This window comes from Paenibacillus sp. FSL H7-0357 (assembly GCF_000758525.1).
Lineage (GTDB): Bacteria > Bacillota > Bacilli > Paenibacillales > Paenibacillaceae > Paenibacillus_AQ.
Genome location: NZ_CP009241.1, coordinates 2145714 through 2161056 on the forward strand (window position 1 = coordinate 2145714; position 15343 = coordinate 2161056).

Here is a 15343-nt window from a genome sequence, read left to right on the forward strand (position 1 = left end):
CCCTAAGAAAGGCCAGCGAGAGAAAGTCACTGCCGCCAACCCCCACCAATGCAGGCCCTGCCTTTATTTGCGAGGCGTTCCTGAAGACCGGCTATGATGACCCGGAGCTGAACCTCAACCAGACCGTCGAGTTAGCGTAGAGCAGACGGTTTCGGAAGCAGGCTCTACACCAGGGAGATCAACAGGGATTCATCTGTTGGTCTCTTTTGCTGTGCAGCCGGAAGAAATAAATGTCACGCCTGAGGCTACTCAAGTGTTATATCTATAGAAACAGAAGAAATAGAAGAAAGGAGACCAACGTGGATTCTATAGAAGAGAAGATTAGGAGGATACAGGCCGGAGATGCCCGCCTGTTCTCAGATGTAATCAGGCTGTACCAGCAGCGGATATACCTCTACTGCTTCCGGCTGCTGAACAGCAGGGAAGAGGCGGAGGATGCGGTGCAGGATGTCCTGATTAAGGCCTATCAGAATATCGGGCAATACAAGCCGCAGGCGGATTTCGTATCATGGCTCTACAAGATCGCTTACCACCATTGTCTGAATCAGTTGCGGCGGCAGAAATTTCAGCTTCAACTGCGCAAGCTGCTCCGGCAGGACGTTGCGGTGAACAGCGCCGAACAAATGGTTGAGAACCGCCTGTTCAGCGAGCCGGTCTCGGCCGCTCTGGGGAAGCTTGATGTGGAAGACCGGAACTTGTTAATTCTGCGAATATATGAAGATAAATCGTTTGCGGAAATCGGCGAAATTCTGGGCGTCAGTACGGCTACCGCACGCAAAAGATATGAACGGACCAGAGGCAAACTTAAAAAAGCGATTGAGAGAAAGGAGAAACAATTATGGGCAAGAGTGAATTGACTTCGGAGGAGCAGTTTCTGAAGGATGGAGACCGTTCGGCCAATTTGATCCCCGTTGATGTTCATGGACCGGTAATGAAAGCGCTCGGGCTTGGCGGGACCTTACCTGCTGCAGAAGAGCAGACAGCGCTGCAGACACTTCCGCCAAACGAAGCGGCTCCTAACGTGATGCGCAGGCTGGAGACAGAAGCCGCGGCTGGGCGGGGCCGGAGGAGATTCCTGCGGATTCCGGTGCAGGGCTGGGTGGCGGCACTTCTTGTATTGGTCTTGCTGGGCGGCGGCTATACCCAGTATTCCGGTGAAGTCCGGCAGGGGGCTGGAGCTCAGTATAAGGTGCTGCCGTATAAGCCGCTTCCGGCGACGACATCAGGTGGTATGATAGAGAAGGCGATAGAACCCTTGATTCCCTTGCATCCCGAGGTACAGCCGAGTACAGAGAATGAAATCTACAAAGAGAATAAACTCTACAACATGAAATATTCAAAGGGCTACAATGCCATTAAGACGCTGCTGCTTCCTGGAGAGTATGCCACCTATGTTATCACACGTGAAGACCGGAAAGAAGAATCTCATCTTGGCTTGTACTGCCCGCCGATCATAGTCAAGGACTATTCCACTTATAAGACCAGTGTCGAGAAGCACCACGCTCCGGAAGTGAAGCAGCCGGGGTATATGCCGGATGGGTATGCCTTGGACGAGGCGTTTATCAAGCCTTCTTTCATAAAAGTTCCAGATGAGAAGCAGCTTGAAGGCGGAAGCGTGAGAGACCTGGGAGACAACTTCCGGCTGACCTGGAGAGTAGAGAAGGCGGAGAACATTGCCTATCTTTCTTCTTCACTGGTGTACAAGAAGGGGAAGGTTCAGGTGAGAATCGGTGCTTCACGTGTTGATGACAAAGACAAACCGGCATATCCGCTGTCGTGGACCAAAACGACAAAGGTGGAGAATATTGAGATTGGCAGCAAGCAGCTCATTTATCTCGAAAACTCCAGCAACAAGGAGATCGACATGGGGTATACGTATAACCTGGTCTGGTCTGACCCCGAAGCGCAGATCGTCTATAATGTGTCGGTTCGCCAGGAGAAATCTGAGTTGACCAAGGATGAGGTCATCCGCATTGCTGCCAGTATGATGAATTAAACGAGCGAATCCTACATCACCATACTTCCAGCACAAGAAGCCCGCGTCGGACGCGGGCTCTTTGCATATTCCATCTTCCGTAAGCGTTCCGAGCCCCAGCAGCAAAATCTAGTTACTTTAGTTACTAAATGTTTTTTTTAATTACGTAAGCTTCCAAGAACAGCATCTTTGCCGCTATGATTATTGTGAAAATATGCACAAGGGGGCAAAGATTACACATGAAAAAGAAAACAGCAGCTGCTCTTCTTCTCATTCTCTCCGTCATGCTTGTTATCGCTGGATGCGGTAACGGAAACAGCAACAACAATACCAGCAGCAACGCAAATGAGAACAAGAGCAAGAACAGCGCGACAAACGCGCCGAAAGAAACTGAAGCCGTTTCGGGGGCATCCGAAGCAAGCTATACACCGTTCGATCAATTAAAAGATAAATATGATATTATCATTGTCGGTGCAGGCGGGGCTGGGATGTCTGCTGCACTTGAAGCAAAAGAAAAAGGCATGAATCCGGTTATTTTGGAAAAAATGCCGGTTGCCGGCGGGAACACAACAAAGTCATCTTCCGGAATGAACGCTTCGCAAACGAAATTCCAAAAAGAGCAGGGCATTGAAGACAGCAATGATTTATTTTATGAAGAGACATTAAAAGGCGGTCATGATACCAACGATAAAGAAATGCTCCGTTTCTTCGTTGACAATTCAGCAAGCGCTATTGATTGGCTGGATTCCATCGGAATTCGCTTGAACAATATCACGATTACTGGCGGGATGAAGGAAAAACGTACACACCGTCCTGAAGATGGTTCAGCGGTCGGACAATACCTTGTCAAAGGTTTGGTGAAAAACGTACAAGAAAAAGGCATCCCGCTTTTTGTGAACGCGGATGTTAAGGAGATAACTGAAAAAGACGGCAAGGCAAACGGCGTCAAAGTCCTCTTTAACCAAAAGGATGAGAAAAACATTACAGCGGCTGCTGTTATTGTGACGACCGGCGGTTTCGGCGCGAATATGGATATGATTTCTAAAGTGAGACCTGACTTGGAAGGATATGTGACTACAAACCAGATCGGCAGCACCGGTGACGGCATCCAGATGATTGAGAAGCTCGGCGGCACGACAGTCGATATGGATCAAATTCAGGTTCACCCGACGGTGCAGCAGGACAAATCCTATCTCATTGGGGAAGCTGTCCGCGGTGAAGGCGCTCTGCTTGTCTCAAGTGAAGGCAAACGGTTCACCAATGAACTGGACACGCGGGACAAAGTCACAGCTGCAATCAATACACTTCCAGAGAAATCGGCTTTTCTTGTATTTGATTCCGGCGTAAAGACCCGTGTTAAAGCGATTGAACAGTACGAAAAGATGGGCTTTGTGATCCAAGGAGATTCTATCGAGGCATTGGCCAAAGAAATGAATGTCCCGGCAGATCAGCTGCAAAAGACACTGGATACCTGGAACAGCTCGGTGAAGAATAAAAAGGATGCTGAATTCGGCAGAACTACAGGAATGGACAACGACTTGTCCGGTGCGCCATACTATGCGATTAAAATCGGCCCCGGGATTCATTACACCATGGGCGGCGTAAAAATCAACACGAACACAGAAGTTCTAAATAAAGACGGCAAACCTATTACAGGACTGTTTGCGGCTGGGGAAGTTGTAGGCGGCCTGCACGGACAAAACCGGATCGGCGGCAACTCTGTAGCGGAAATCATTATTTTCGGCCGTCAGGCAGGTATTAAATCTGCTGAATTCGTAAAAGCACAATAAGTAATCAATACCTCTTCTACTAGGCAGAATAAAAGCTTGGGCTCAACAGAGCCCAAGCTTTTTGCTGCTTTTATGCCTGTACGGCGGGAGAAGGAGACGGCTTGCTTGACCGGGTCAGCGAGAACAGCTCCAGCTCGGGCCGGTATTTACCGGCAAGGGTATCGGCCAGAAGCTCGGCAGCGATCATGCTGTAGACCGTGCCGTTTCCGCCATAGCCTTCAATGAAATAGCAGTGGGGATACTCTGGATGCGGGCCCATATAGGGCAGTCCGTCCCGGGTTGAACCGAAGACGGCTCCCCATGAATATTCCGCTTCGATTCCCCGGATTTCCGGGAAAAGGGCTTCCAGCTCTTCAAGCAGCCGCTGGCCCTGGGAGAGCACGCGGATATCCCGGCGCTCCGGATCGGTCAACGGCTCATCTTTGCCTCCCGCAATAATCCGGTTATCCGGCGTAGTCCGGAAATAGAGGTACGGGCGGGCAGTTTCCCAGATCAGGCTCCGCTCATGCCACTTGGGCAAATGATCAAGCGGTTTTGTCATAATGGCGTAGGTATTGATGAGCTCGGCGCCACGGTCTTTTTTCATCTCCTGGGTTTCGTAGCCCATCGCAAAAATCACTTTCTTGGCGAAGATCCGTCCGTTCCCGGTTATGCAGGTCACACCTTCGGCGCTGTATTCATAATGCCGTGCCCGGGTATGCTCATAGATGCGGACACCGTTGTCACGGGCTTTGTCAATTAGGCTGTGAACAGTCCGGAAAGGATTTGTCTCTGCATCGCCCTTGGAATATAGTGCGGCGGGTTTGGAGAAGGCGTAATGTGAGCTGACCTTGTCTTGCCCCCAGAATTCCGAATCAAAGCCGTGTGATACCAGATTCTCATGCTCCAGCCGCAGAGCTGGCACATCTTCAGGTGTGCTTGCATACAGCAGACTGCTGCGGGGAATAATGTGCGGATCAATGTTCAACTTGTCAGGCAGCTCCAGAATTCTCCGGGCAGCCTGCTGGCACAGCTTATAGAACAGCACACCGTTTGCTTCCCCAAACGTATTCATACACGCAGTCAGCGATTTGTCGTTGGCTATCTGCAGCAGGCCGGTATTGGCATGGGAGCTTCCGTCTCCAATTGCTCTTTTATCAATGAGAACTATATCTGCTCCGCTTAAAGATAAGCGGTAGGAGGACATGGCTCCGCCCATACCTCCGCCAACAATCAGGCAATCGCATGTAATATCCCCTTCAAGCGCAGGATAGGATGGAGGATTTGGAAAAGAGCTGCCCCAAGGCAGCTGCCCGCTGTTTAGTTTCATTTGTTGATCTCTCCTTTATGAGATACCGATAGGGTAGTTTCGCCGGCTTTACCCGCTCTTATGCACTGGTTTAACCGGCATTCATCCGGGAGCACGCATAACATCAATGCACACATAATGTGCCTGGATACGCGGCATAATAACGACTGCTTGAACCATTTAGAAGGAGGGAAATACACACTATGCAATCGAACCAAATGCAGGCGCTTAGCGGCAAAGAAGTGGAATACATCGCTGACTCCATCTCTAATGAGGATCTGTTGATCAAGCAGATGGCCGCAACCGCCGGGACGACTCAGAACGCCACGGTGCACCAAATCTGCGTTCAACAAATCCAAAGCCATACTGGTCATATGAATACTCTTGTGCAGCTGCTGGAGCAGCATCAGCAATACGCACCGACACAGCCGCAATAAAGCGGCCGGGTATTAGTATGGAAAGCAATTTCAAAACCAAACTATTGAGGGGGTAATATTGTGTACGCACAAAACGGATCGGCATTTATGTCGGATGAGGATTTACTCAACACAGTGCTTGCAGATTTGAAACGGACGGTACGCGAATATACGACCGCTGCGACGGAGTCGAATTGTCCGACTGTACGCCGGGTGTTCAACGACCTGACCATGGATACTTTACGCCTGCAGGGGGAACTGTACACGAAGATGTCCCAAATGAACATGTACACTACGCCAGGCAAGGCACTGCGCCAAGATATTGACAAGCAGATTCAGACCGCTCACCAGACCCAGCAGAAATGCCAGCAGTTCGTACAGCAAAAAACAGGTGCAGCCGGAACAAACGCACATTATGGAAATGTTCCCCAGCATCAGCCGAACGTACAAAGCTCTTACTATATGTAACCTTCCTGCCGGGGGGTGAAGCAACGAAGGGCCTGACCTGTTCGTGCGTAAAAACCTCAGCAGCTAAAGCCGTCCGCTATCCGCCGGATTTCCTCCGGAGGGGTGGACGGTTTTTTTTTGTTGGCGACCCTTATTTCGAGCACTGCCCCGTCTTCCCCATGGGGTTATTTTGTTTGCAGAACTGTCATTTTCGTGTCATATTAGTATTAAACTCTTTTCGCAGGACGATGCGTGATCTTTACGCAGTTGCCGGTGCGAACTATCCGGAGGGAAGGCATGAAGGAAATGAATGAATTGAAGCGGAAAGTGCTGGAACTGCTCAAGGAGGACGCCCGAAGCTCTACGGCGCTGATGGCGACGTTGCTCGGAGCGGAAGAAGATGATGTTAAGACGGTTATTGAGCAAATGGAGAAAGATCATGTCATTGTAAAATATGCTACTGTCGTGAATTGGGATAAAGTGGATGACGAACGGGTGACCGCATTGATCGAGGTGCAGATCACGCCTGAACGGGGCCGCGGATTTGAAGGCATTGCCGAACGGATCTATCTGTACCCGCAGGTCAAATCGGTCTATTTGATGTCCGGCGCCTACGATCTATTAGTGGAAGTGGAAGGACGCAACCTGCGCGAAGTCGCCAATTTTGTCTCCGAGAAGCTGTCTCCGATTGATTCGGTGCTCTCTACTAAAACCAACTTTACCCTCAAAAAATACAAACAGGACGGTATCATCTTTGAAGAGCATGAAGAGGACAAGCGTCTGATGATATCTCCGTAAAGGAAGTAATGATATGATCACCAATGAACCCAAACCAACCGGAGATACAGGCAAATCAATGAATTCATATTTGGCACCGCTGGTTCAGCAAATCCAGCCCTCAGGCATCCGCAAGTTTTTTGACCTGGCGGCTGGCAGCAAGGATATCATTTCCCTCGGGGTCGGGGAGCCGGACTTCAAGACCCCATGGCATGTCCGTGAAGCCTGTGTCTATTCGCTTGAGCGAGGTTTTACCGGATATACCTCCAATGCAGGGATGCCGGAGCTGCGTGAAGGCATTGCCAATTATCTTCAATCTCGTTTCGCTGTTGAGTATAATCCCGCTAATCAGATTATCGCCACGGTAGGCGGAAGTGAAGCAATTGATTTGGCACTCCGCGCATTGATCGCACCGGGAGATGAAATTCTCATACCTGAGCCCTGCTATATTTCGTATTCGCCGATTACTGCAATTGGCGGAGGCATTCCGGTCGGGATCGAGACCTTTGGAGAAAATAACTTCAAACTTACGGCAGAGGCGCTTGAAGCCAAAATTACACCGCGCTCGAAAATATTGATCCTCTGTTACCCGAGCAATCCGACGGGGGCGATCATGAGCCGGGAAGACTGGGAACCGATTGCCAAAGTCGTCGAGAAACATGATCTCATTGTGATTTCAGATGAAATCTATGCCGAATTGACCTATGGAAGCAATCATGTGAGCTTCCCATCACTGCCGGGGATGATCGACCGGACCATTCTGGTCAGCGGCTTCTCCAAAGCGTTTGCGATGACCGGATGGCGGATGGGTTATGCCTGCGGCCACCCCGATTTGATCTCGGCCATGCTGAAGATTCATCAGTATACCGTAATGTGCGCCCCTTCCATGGGGCAGGTAGCTGCGCTGGAGGCTTTGACCAACGGTATGGAAGAGAAAGACCGGATGACGGATTCCTACAATCAGCGGCGGCGCCTGATCGTCAAAGGCCTGCGCGATGCGGGATTGGACTGCCATGAGCCGCAAGGTGCGTTCTACGCTTTTCCAAGCATACGCCGTACCGGACTGACCTCAGATCAATTTGCCCAACGTCTCTTGCTGGAGTACAAGGTAGCTGCTGTTCCTGGCAGTGTATTCGGCTTAGGCGGCGAAGGTTATCTGCGCTGTTCCTATGCCACATCGGTATCCCAGCTGAACGAGGCGATAGAGCGGATAGGTGAATTCGTCTTACAGCTGGAACGTGAACGGACTGAATAAGGCAGTGAGATGAAGTTTAGGAGGGATGATTGTGCTCTGCGCCGATTGTTACTTGCCTTCCTATAGCGGGGAATGTTATCCGGAAAACGGAAAACGGTCCTGCAAGGCGGATGCTTCAACTCGCAAACTCTCTCTGGAAGATGAGATTCAGGCACTTCGCAGCAGAATGGAGCAGCTCTTTATACAGGAGAAATCCTTCACCTCAGATATTGTGATTGAAATCAGCAGTTTGCTGGACCTGAAGATTAATGAATATATGAGAGGACGTATGCGCAGGGATTGACTGCACATACATCCATTTGGAGAAGGGGCTGTCTCAAAAGTAGATTTTTTATGAGCGGAGACAGGCCACCTTCAATTTTAAAAGCATAAAAGTCAATAGAGCAGCGCTCCTCCTGTTATTGGAGGAGCGCTGCTCTATGTTTTTGGTCCATGGCTGCTCGCTTCAGTAGATTGTGGGCAAGCGAAAGCCAACCGACCTCTAGCGTCACTTTTTCTATCCCGCGAAGCAGAAAACGCCGGAAGCCCCGGTTATTTTTTAGTTGTCCAAATACACTTTCTGGCTCCGTCATTCGACGTACAGCTAAGGCGTAGCCCTCTTCACTCCGCAACCGTTCCCGCGCTTGGTTCTGGTATCGCAGCCGTTCCAGACTGACGACCACCTCCCGATTTCCTGCCGCTTTCGTGCAACGCTCCTTTAGGGGGCAGCCGTCACAGGAGCTGCTTCGGTAATGACGTCTACGAATTTCATAGCCGCTCTCTAAGGTCTCCTTGCTTTCCCTGTGGAAATGCAGCATTTTCCCACCTGGGCACGTCCAGTTATCTTCGGCTGCATCGTATGTACAGTTCTCGATTTTACCAACATTCGTTTTCCAGGCCTTGCTCTTTTCCTTGTGGTAGCTGCCGTACTTCACCACCGCCTGAATCTCTTTCTTTTCCAGATAGGCGTAGTTTTCTTCGCTGCCGTAGCCTGCATCCGCAATGACTGTCTTTGGCAGTTTTCCGAGGATCTGCTACGCTTTTTCCATATGCGGCTCTAAACAGCGGGTGTCGGTCGGTCTTTGGTGTAAACTGTAGGCTAAAATAAATTGGTTTTCGGTCCCGATTTGCACATTGTATCCCGGTTTCAGCTGGCCATTTCGCATGTGGTCTTCTTTCATCCGCATAAACGTTGCATCTGGATCTGTCTTGCTGAAACTGTTCCGGTCACCAAGCAGCTTTTGGTATTGTTCGTACTTCAGCAGTCGGGGAAGCAAATCCTTGCGCAGCTTCCGAACAGCCTTTTTCAAGGGCTTGTCTTTCGGTTTTTGGGCCAGCTGAGCTTCGAGCTTTTGCACCACCTGTTCAAGTTTCACGCTGCTCACTTCGGAATCTGTGCCGAGTTCAGCCAGATCTTTACCTGGATTCTCTTGTTCTTCCTGCTCTTCTGCCGTTTCAATGTCAGCGAACAGGGCATGTACCTTATCCTGCAGTGTGGCTTTGTGTTTACTGACGGCTTTCCCCCAAACAAACGTGTAGCGATTGGCGTTCGCCTCGATTTTGGTTCCGTCCACAAAGTAATGCTCGAGGGAAACGTATTTTTCGTCAGCCAGAAACTGAAGCACGGCGGTAAATACGGTTTCGAGAACGTTCTTCATCCGCTGGGAACGAAATCGATTCAACGTCCGAAAGTCTGGCCGCTGCCGACCGGCGAGCCACATGAAGGGGATGTTCTCCCGAATGGATTTGGCGATTTGGCGAGAGGAATAGATGCGCTGCGTGTAGGCGTAAATAATGACTTTGGTCAGCATTTTAGGATGGTAGCTGTCACGGCCACCACCCGGGTAGGCCGCGTCAAAAATGCCGTCGTCCAGCCGGTTAACGGCGGCGTTGACGATACGAACGAGGTGATGTTCTGGAATATCTTCCTCCAGATCCATTGGCAAGCAAAGTTGGTCCATGGTATATTGAATGTACAAAAGAAACCTCTCCTTTGAAATGGTTGTGTGGTAACTCCATTTTACCAAAGGATGGTTTCTTTTTTTTGCGTTTTTTAAAGATTGTAGGTCCAATTCCCGCTTAAACAGCGGAGAGGACGGAACGATTGTGGAAAAGCGGAAGCGGTCGCCTTTGTCCCCGGATTTTCACCGCTAAGGAGAACAAATAAAATCTGGGGACAACAGCGATTGGAACAACGGTCCGTTCGCGGAGCGTCCACCCAAAAAGCTTACGTATCTCCTACGTTAAAAAAGGGCTGACCCAAGCAGCCATTTCATGGCTTTTGGGTCAGCCCCTTCTATTTTTCGCTAAAATAGATGTATCATATCACTAGTAAATTCCTTATAATGGGTTATGAATGAACGATCATTCATTTCATGGAGGTGTCTATGAGCATTCAAAGCAAAATGCTGGAGCAGAGATTTATCGACGGCTTTGAGCAACTCGCTCCAGATCAGGCAACGCGCCAAATTATAACTCACGCGCTCGAGGTTTTTTCGAGGAAAGGATTTGCCGGGACCAAAATCAAGGATATTGCGGCCAGTGCTGGATTCAGCCAGGGGTATGTATATATGTATTTCAAATCGAAGGAGGAGATCTTCACCAAGATTGTCGAACTGGCGTCGGAAGGGGCAGGAAGATCCGTGCAATATGCAGCGGAGCTGGAAGGGACGGCTATGGAGAGAATCACTTGGCTGACCGAGGCGTTTCTGTCCCCGGGCAGTCTTGCGATGCAGCATTGGCAGCTGATTCTTTTGCAGACAGCAACCTCCGAAGCTATCCCGGAAGAAGCAAAGCGGATCTCGAAGGAGAAGATTAGAGAGCCTTTTGAGCAGCTGATTCCGCTTATTATGGAAGGCCAGCGGGCCTTGGAGATTGTGGAGGGCGATCCGCTGGAGCTGGCGATTGCTTATTTTTCATTCATCCAGGGGCTGGGAATCGCAAGAGCTCAGGCCACGGAGCAGAATTCTTTTCCTACTACAGAGCTGGTGCTGCGCTTTTTGAAGAGAAGCTAACAGAAGCGGACATTGAACCTAAGGGAGAGAACAGTCATGGTCAAGGTATTTAAACGTGAAGCAGGCAAGGAGAGGGTGCTGCGTTCCTATAATGAGCTGCTGGAACGCTGGGCGACGGAATTCCGCGAGCTGGATATTGAAACGGAATACGGATCAACACATTGTATAACGGCAGGAGATGAAGGCAATCCGCCCTTGCTGCTGCTTCACGGGGTGGGTGATAATTCTGCAGTGATGTGGATGCTCAATATGCAGGAATTATCCAGGCATTTCTATTGCATCGCGGTAGACACGATAGGCGGACCCGGCAAAAGTATTCCTAACGCCAATTTCAGCAAGCGGACGTTCTCACAGGTGGATTGGATTACTGCCGTAGCCGATGGGCTGGGGATCGGGAAATTCCATCTGGCGGGTGTATCGAATGGTGCCTACATGGCTTTTAATTATGCGACCTGCCTGCCTGAAAGAGTATACGGGGTGGTGTGCATGGAAGGCGGGATGATTTCTGCTCCGATGAAGGCGATGATCCAGACGCTAATGATGATGTTCCCGGAAATTCTCGTTCCGACCCGCAATAATCTGCTAAAGGTCACCCGAAAGCTAAGCTCGCCAAACTCCGGACTTTTTGACAAACATCCCGAAGTGGCTGAGCATCTGGTGCTGTTAATGAAGAACCATAATCAACAGGCCATGTTTGTTCATCAGCTTCAGCTTTATGATAAAGAGACGGCGGTTGCGATCAGAGACAAGCTTTACTTTCTGGTGGGGGATTACAAGCTGGGCCACAAGAAGGATTTCCTGGAGATTTTGAAGGATGGGGATTTCCGCTATAAAGTGATCGAGGATGCAGGGCATGGGGTTAATCATGAGCAGCCGGAGATCATCAACAGGGAAATTATCAGCTTCCTGCAGGAACAGGAGGCATAGGTGTGATAGAAGAGGCTATACAAAAACGCGAAAACCTTAATTTGACTGAACTTGTCATGGATTGCCCGGACTCAGGCAGTTATTAACATGGCAGAAATACCGATCTTCATTTGCCAACCTTACATCCTACCGATTAAACTATGAATATGTGATGTTGAGAGTGAAGGGGGCAGAAAAGAGATGGCGATTTATACGCGTACGGGGGATAAGGGAGAAACATCGGTCATCGGCGGCCGGGTAGGCAAGGATGATGTCCGCGTCGAGGCTTACGGAACGATTGATGAGCTGAACTGCTTTGTGGGTCAGGCCCGCAGTCTGATGGAGGACGAGAGGTTCGCTGATGTCCGGGAACAACTGCTGGAGATCCAGCATGAGCTGTTCGATTGCGGTTCGGATCTGGCTTTTGTGAAAATCAGCGAGAGCAAATATAAGGTCAAGAGCGAGATGGCGGTTCGCCTGGAGGGCTGGATCGACGAATTGCAGGCGGAGAATCCGGTGCTGGAGCGCTTCATTCTCCCAGGCGGCAGCCAGCTGTCCTCAGTGCTGCATGTCTGCCGCACCGTCTGCCGCCGTGCAGAGCGGCGGGCGGTTACGCTGGGCCGCAGCGCAGATATTAATCCGGAAGCTGTGATTTATTTGAACCGGCTTTCGGACTATTTCTTTGCGTTGGCCCGCACAGCGAATACACGGCTGGAGATTGCTGATGTAGAGTATGTGCGCAGCAAAAAGGTGTTCCGCAAATAATATGACAAGCTATTATTCACCGATCTCCTATATTGTGCCGCCGTCCGAGGACGGCTGGCTGCTGAAGACCATCCTGCAGAAGCGGATGGATGTGTCCCGCAAGCTGCTCTCCCGCCTGAAGATGACAGAGCAGGGGATTATGCTGAACGGCGAGCGAGTCTATATCAGCGTCCGGGTCAGCGCCGGAGACACCGTGGACATCCGGATGGAGCAGGAAACGTCGGAGGATATTTTGCCGCAGGATATTCCGTTTGATATCCTGTATGAGGATGGGCATCTGCTGGTCGTGAACAAGGCAGCCGGAATCATTGTCCATCCGACCCATGGCCATTATACTGACACACTGGCAAATGGGGTCGTCCATTATTGGGCGCAAAAGGGAGAACAGTACCGCTTCCGCCCGGTTCACCGGCTGGACCAGGAGACGTCGGGCGTACTGGTAATCGCGAAAAATCCTTATAGCCACCAGCATATTTCCGAGCAGATGATTGCCGGAACCGTGGACAAACGTTATGCGGCCTTTGTTCACGGAATTCCTGCGGTGCCGCGCGGTGATATCGACGGTCCCATCGACCGTGACCCGGCAGAACCGCACCGGCGCATTGTGACGCCGGACGGCTATCCTTCGCTGACCCGGTATGAGGTCAAGGCAACCTACCCGGGCCGTGCGGCTAGGGTGGAGCTGAAGCTGGAAAGCGGCCGCACCCATCAGATCCGGGTGCATATGAGCTCCATCGGCTGCCCGCTGATCGGTGACGGCATGTACCGTCACCTGCTGTATGGCAAGGAGGAGCTGACTTCGGAGGAAGCGGGATGGCTTGCAAGCATCGCGGAGCTGGATGCCTCAATTCCGCGGCAGGCGCTGCATGCGGTGCGGCTGTCGTTCAAGCACCCGGTCGGGCTTGCGGAGCTGGTCTTCGAAGCACCACTGCCGCCGGATATGGCGCTGCTTGAGCAGAAGCTGGAAAAGGAGACGGCTGGGGAGTAGCGGTACTGCACCTGCACTGCACCTGCACAAGCATATGTCGCCGCAACACCTGGACCTCGTGATTAACGGGAAAAGGTCCCTGTAATTATCGCTTTTGGAAGTAGCGGAGTGAATAGCGGGATTTACTACCTGTAATTTTATCGATAGTGTGTTATAGCGTGATTTCTACAATTATAGAGGGAGTAATTCCCGCTGTCCTTTTATAATTGAGGGTTCGGCTGGAACTAGCGGGCATATTTCCCTCTAGTAACGCCCGTATTACTGATCTAATGCACTGTAAAACGAAAAGATAGACCGGAATTACAATTCTATCTGTGAATGATACATGACAGCACCACGGGTCATCTCCTTAGCTGCAGTTGGGCTGCAATTGAATTCACTATAAATTTTAAAAGGGAACTGCCAAAGGAGCTGCTATGAGTCAACTGAAAGTATATCAATATCCAAAATGCGGAACCTGCCGCAGCGCTGTCAAATGGCTGAAGGAACAGGGGCATGAGCTGGAGCTTCAGCATATCGCCGAGCAGCCGCCCACTGTGGAAGAGCTGCGTTTGCTGGTCGCGAACAGCGGGTTTCCGTTGAAGAAGTTTTTTAATACGAGCGGTGAGGTGTACAAAGCACTGGGCTTGAAGGACAAGTTGTCCAGTCTTAGTGAAGATGAGCAGCTTAAACTGCTGTCCAGCAACGGGATGCTGATCAAACGCCCGGTAGTCACTGACGGCAAGAAAGTCACTGTAGGCTATAAAGAAGAGCAATACGGCGAAGCCTGGAGCAACGCCTAATAAGATGGAATATAAGGAGAGGTTACACATGAGTTCAGTAACAACGGGCCGGGTAATGATCGTCGATGGAATGGCTCTGCTGTTCCGGGCCTTTTATGCGACCTCTTATGGAGGATATATCCGCAAGACGAAGGCCGGACTGCCGACCAATGCGGTGTACGGATTTTTGCAGTATTTTTTCGATGCGGTCAGCACATTCGAGCCTTCCCATGTGGTCTGCTGCTGGGATATGGGCAAAGGGACTTTCCGCACCGAGAAGTATGACGGCTACAAATCGAACCGGATTGATGCACCGCTGGAGCTGATTCCACAGTTTGATCTGGTCAAGGAAGTCGTGGCTGAACTAGGCGTACCGAATATTGGACTGGTGGGCTATGAAGCGGATGACTGCATCGGCACGCTTGCTTCATGCTACAGCGGGGAATCCGAGGTGTACATTCTCACCGGCGATCACGATATGCTGCAACTGGTCAACGATAACGTCAAAGTCGTCATTATGAAAAAAGGCCGCTCGAACTATAAAGTTTATGATCCGGCGGAATTGCTGGAGGAAAAGGGCCTCACCCCTGCCCAGGTGATTGATTTGAAGGGCTTCATGGGCGACACCAGCGATAACTACCCCGGTGTAAAAGGCATTGGCGAGAAAACGGCGCTGAAGCTATTGACCGAATACGGTACGGTGGAAGGGGTAATCGAGAATCTTCATCTGCTTCCTAAAGGCGTGCGTGCCAAAATTGAGGCCGATCTTGATATGCTTCACCTGTCCCGTGAGCTGGCGGAAATCCGCTGTGATGTTCCGGTAGTCTGCACGCTGGCTGAATGCCTGTGGGCGCTGCAGCGCGAGACGGCAGCCCGCAAGTTCCAAGAGCTGGAATTCGGCAGCCTGATGCATCTGATCGGCAGTGTGCAGGATGAGCGGGGCATTGTGCAGATCGAGCTTGGGGATCTGGGCTGATCTTCG

General features: G+C 50.8%; 15 protein-coding genes and 1 pseudogene. 14 read left to right on the top strand and 2 right to left on the bottom strand.

Annotated features, from left to right (window positions below; translation table 11 throughout):
* Positions 1–299: 299 nt before the first annotated feature.
* The 3 genes from H70357_RS09335 to H70357_RS09345 all read left to right on the top strand — a co-directional run bounded on the left by H70357_RS09335 (position 300) and on the right by H70357_RS09345 (position 3765).
* Entirely contained in the window at positions 300–857 is a 558-nt protein-coding gene (locus H70357_RS09335) for an RNA polymerase sigma factor (protein WP_038588277.1), read from the top strand.
* Positions 839–1996 carry a DUF4367 domain-containing protein gene (locus H70357_RS09340; RefSeq protein ID WP_156130842.1) on the top strand — a complete coding sequence of 386 codons (1158 nt, stop codon included), beginning with the start codon at positions 839–841 and terminating at the stop codon, positions 1994–1996. Before H70357_RS09335 ends, H70357_RS09340 begins: the two co-directional genes overlap by 19 nt.
* A 218-nt stretch (positions 1997–2214) precedes the next feature.
* Positions 2215–3765 (top strand): flavocytochrome c, encoded by a 1551-nt coding sequence (locus tag H70357_RS09345; RefSeq protein ID WP_038588282.1) that lies wholly within the window; start codon positions 2215–2217, stop codon positions 3763–3765.
* Between the two features lie 70 nt (positions 3766–3835).
* On the opposite strand, the gene H70357_RS09350 is transcribed toward H70357_RS09345, so the two are convergent.
* Positions 3836–5074, bottom strand: a complete 1239-nt coding sequence (locus H70357_RS09350) for an NAD(P)/FAD-dependent oxidoreductase (RefSeq protein WP_038588284.1) — start codon at positions 5072–5074, stop codon at positions 3836–3838.
* 182 nt (positions 5075–5256) lie between these two features.
* Between H70357_RS09350 and H70357_RS09355 the strand changes: the two genes are divergently transcribed.
* The 5 genes from H70357_RS09355 to H70357_RS09375 all read left to right on the top strand — a co-directional run bounded on the left by H70357_RS09355 (position 5257) and on the right by H70357_RS09375 (position 8231).
* Positions 5257–5490 (top strand): hypothetical protein, encoded by a 234-nt coding sequence (locus H70357_RS09355; RefSeq protein WP_038588287.1) that lies wholly within the window; start codon positions 5257–5259, stop codon positions 5488–5490.
* Between the two features lie 60 nt (positions 5491–5550).
* The gene (locus tag H70357_RS09360) at positions 5551–5937 is read left to right on the top strand and encodes a spore coat protein (RefSeq protein ID WP_038588290.1); all 387 of its coding nucleotides are present in this window, start codon (positions 5551–5553) and stop codon (positions 5935–5937) included.
* Between the two features lie 276 nt (positions 5938–6213).
* Positions 6214–6714, top strand: coding sequence for an Lrp/AsnC family transcriptional regulator (locus H70357_RS09365; protein ID WP_038588292.1), 501 nt, complete (start codon positions 6214–6216; stop codon positions 6712–6714).
* A 13-nt stretch (positions 6715–6727) separates the two neighbouring features.
* Positions 6728–7948: an aminotransferase class I/II-fold pyridoxal phosphate-dependent enzyme gene (locus tag H70357_RS09370; RefSeq protein ID WP_038588294.1), complete on the top strand. Its 1221-nt coding sequence runs from the start codon at positions 6728–6730 to the stop codon at positions 7946–7948.
* A gap of 31 nt (positions 7949–7979) precedes the next feature.
* The gene (locus H70357_RS09375) at positions 7980–8231 is read left to right on the top strand and encodes an aspartyl-phosphate phosphatase Spo0E family protein (RefSeq protein ID WP_231578400.1); all 252 of its coding nucleotides are present in this window, start codon (positions 7980–7982) and stop codon (positions 8229–8231) included.
* Between the two features lie 115 nt (positions 8232–8346).
* Here H70357_RS09375 and H70357_RS09380 read toward each other — a convergent pair.
* Positions 8347–9906, bottom strand: a pseudogene (locus tag H70357_RS09380) (IS1182 family transposase).
* A gap of 408 nt (positions 9907–10314) precedes the next feature.
* On the opposite strand from H70357_RS09380, the gene H70357_RS09385 reads away from it, so the two are divergent.
* The 6 genes from H70357_RS09385 to H70357_RS09410 all read left to right on the top strand — a co-directional run bounded on the left by H70357_RS09385 (position 10315) and on the right by H70357_RS09410 (position 15337).
* Entirely contained in the window at positions 10315–10941 is a 627-nt protein-coding gene (locus tag H70357_RS09385; RefSeq protein ID WP_052091935.1) for a TetR/AcrR family transcriptional regulator, read from the top strand.
* A 36-nt stretch (positions 10942–10977) separates the two neighbouring features.
* Positions 10978–11868, top strand: a complete 891-nt coding sequence (locus H70357_RS09390; protein WP_038588300.1) for an alpha/beta fold hydrolase — start codon at positions 10978–10980, stop codon at positions 11866–11868.
* A gap of 180 nt (positions 11869–12048) precedes the next feature.
* On the top strand, positions 12049–12612 hold the full coding sequence (locus H70357_RS09395; RefSeq protein WP_038588302.1) for a cob(I)yrinic acid a,c-diamide adenosyltransferase: 564 nt from the start codon (positions 12049–12051) through the stop codon (positions 12610–12612).
* Position 12613: 1 nt separating this feature from the next.
* Complete coding sequence (locus H70357_RS09400) at positions 12614–13600, top strand: RluA family pseudouridine synthase (RefSeq protein WP_038588305.1); 987 nt, start codon at positions 12614–12616, stop codon at positions 13598–13600.
* Positions 13601–14016: 416 nt separating this feature from the next.
* Positions 14017–14382 carry an arsenate reductase family protein gene (locus H70357_RS09405; RefSeq protein ID WP_038588307.1) on the top strand — a complete coding sequence of 122 codons (366 nt, stop codon included), beginning with the start codon at positions 14017–14019 and terminating at the stop codon, positions 14380–14382.
* A 28-nt stretch (positions 14383–14410) separates the two neighbouring features.
* Positions 14411–15337 (top strand): 5'-3' exonuclease, encoded by a 927-nt coding sequence (locus H70357_RS09410; RefSeq protein ID WP_052091936.1) that lies wholly within the window; start codon positions 14411–14413, stop codon positions 15335–15337.
* Positions 15338–15343 lie beyond the last annotated feature (6 nt).

Coding starts and splice junctions, on each gene's coding strand:
- H70357_RS09340 (WP_156130842.1), top strand. CDS start 839: ATGGGCAAGAGTGAATTGACTTCGGAGGAGCAGTTTCTGAAGGATGGA.
- H70357_RS09345 (WP_038588282.1), top strand. CDS start 2,215: ATGAAAAAGAAAACAGCAGCTGCTCTTCTTCTCATTCTCTCCGTCATG.
- H70357_RS09350 (WP_038588284.1), bottom strand. CDS start 5,074: ATGAAACTAAACAGCGGGCAGCTGCCTTGGGGCAGCTCTTTTCCAAAT.
- H70357_RS09355 (WP_038588287.1), top strand. CDS start 5,257: ATGCAATCGAACCAAATGCAGGCGCTTAGCGGCAAAGAAGTGGAATAC.
- H70357_RS09365 (WP_038588292.1), top strand. CDS start 6,214: ATGAAGGAAATGAATGAATTGAAGCGGAAAGTGCTGGAACTGCTCAAG.
- H70357_RS09370 (WP_038588294.1), top strand. CDS start 6,728: ATGATCACCAATGAACCCAAACCAACCGGAGATACAGGCAAATCAATG.
- H70357_RS09385 (WP_052091935.1), top strand. CDS start 10,315: ATGAGCATTCAAAGCAAAATGCTGGAGCAGAGATTTATCGACGGCTTT.
- H70357_RS09390 (WP_038588300.1), top strand. CDS start 10,978: ATGGTCAAGGTATTTAAACGTGAAGCAGGCAAGGAGAGGGTGCTGCGT.
- H70357_RS09395 (WP_038588302.1), top strand. CDS start 12,049: ATGGCGATTTATACGCGTACGGGGGATAAGGGAGAAACATCGGTCATC.
- H70357_RS09400 (WP_038588305.1), top strand. CDS start 12,614: ATGACAAGCTATTATTCACCGATCTCCTATATTGTGCCGCCGTCCGAG.
- H70357_RS09405 (WP_038588307.1), top strand. CDS start 14,017: ATGAGTCAACTGAAAGTATATCAATATCCAAAATGCGGAACCTGCCGC.
- H70357_RS09410 (WP_052091936.1), top strand. CDS start 14,411: ATGAGTTCAGTAACAACGGGCCGGGTAATGATCGTCGATGGAATGGCT.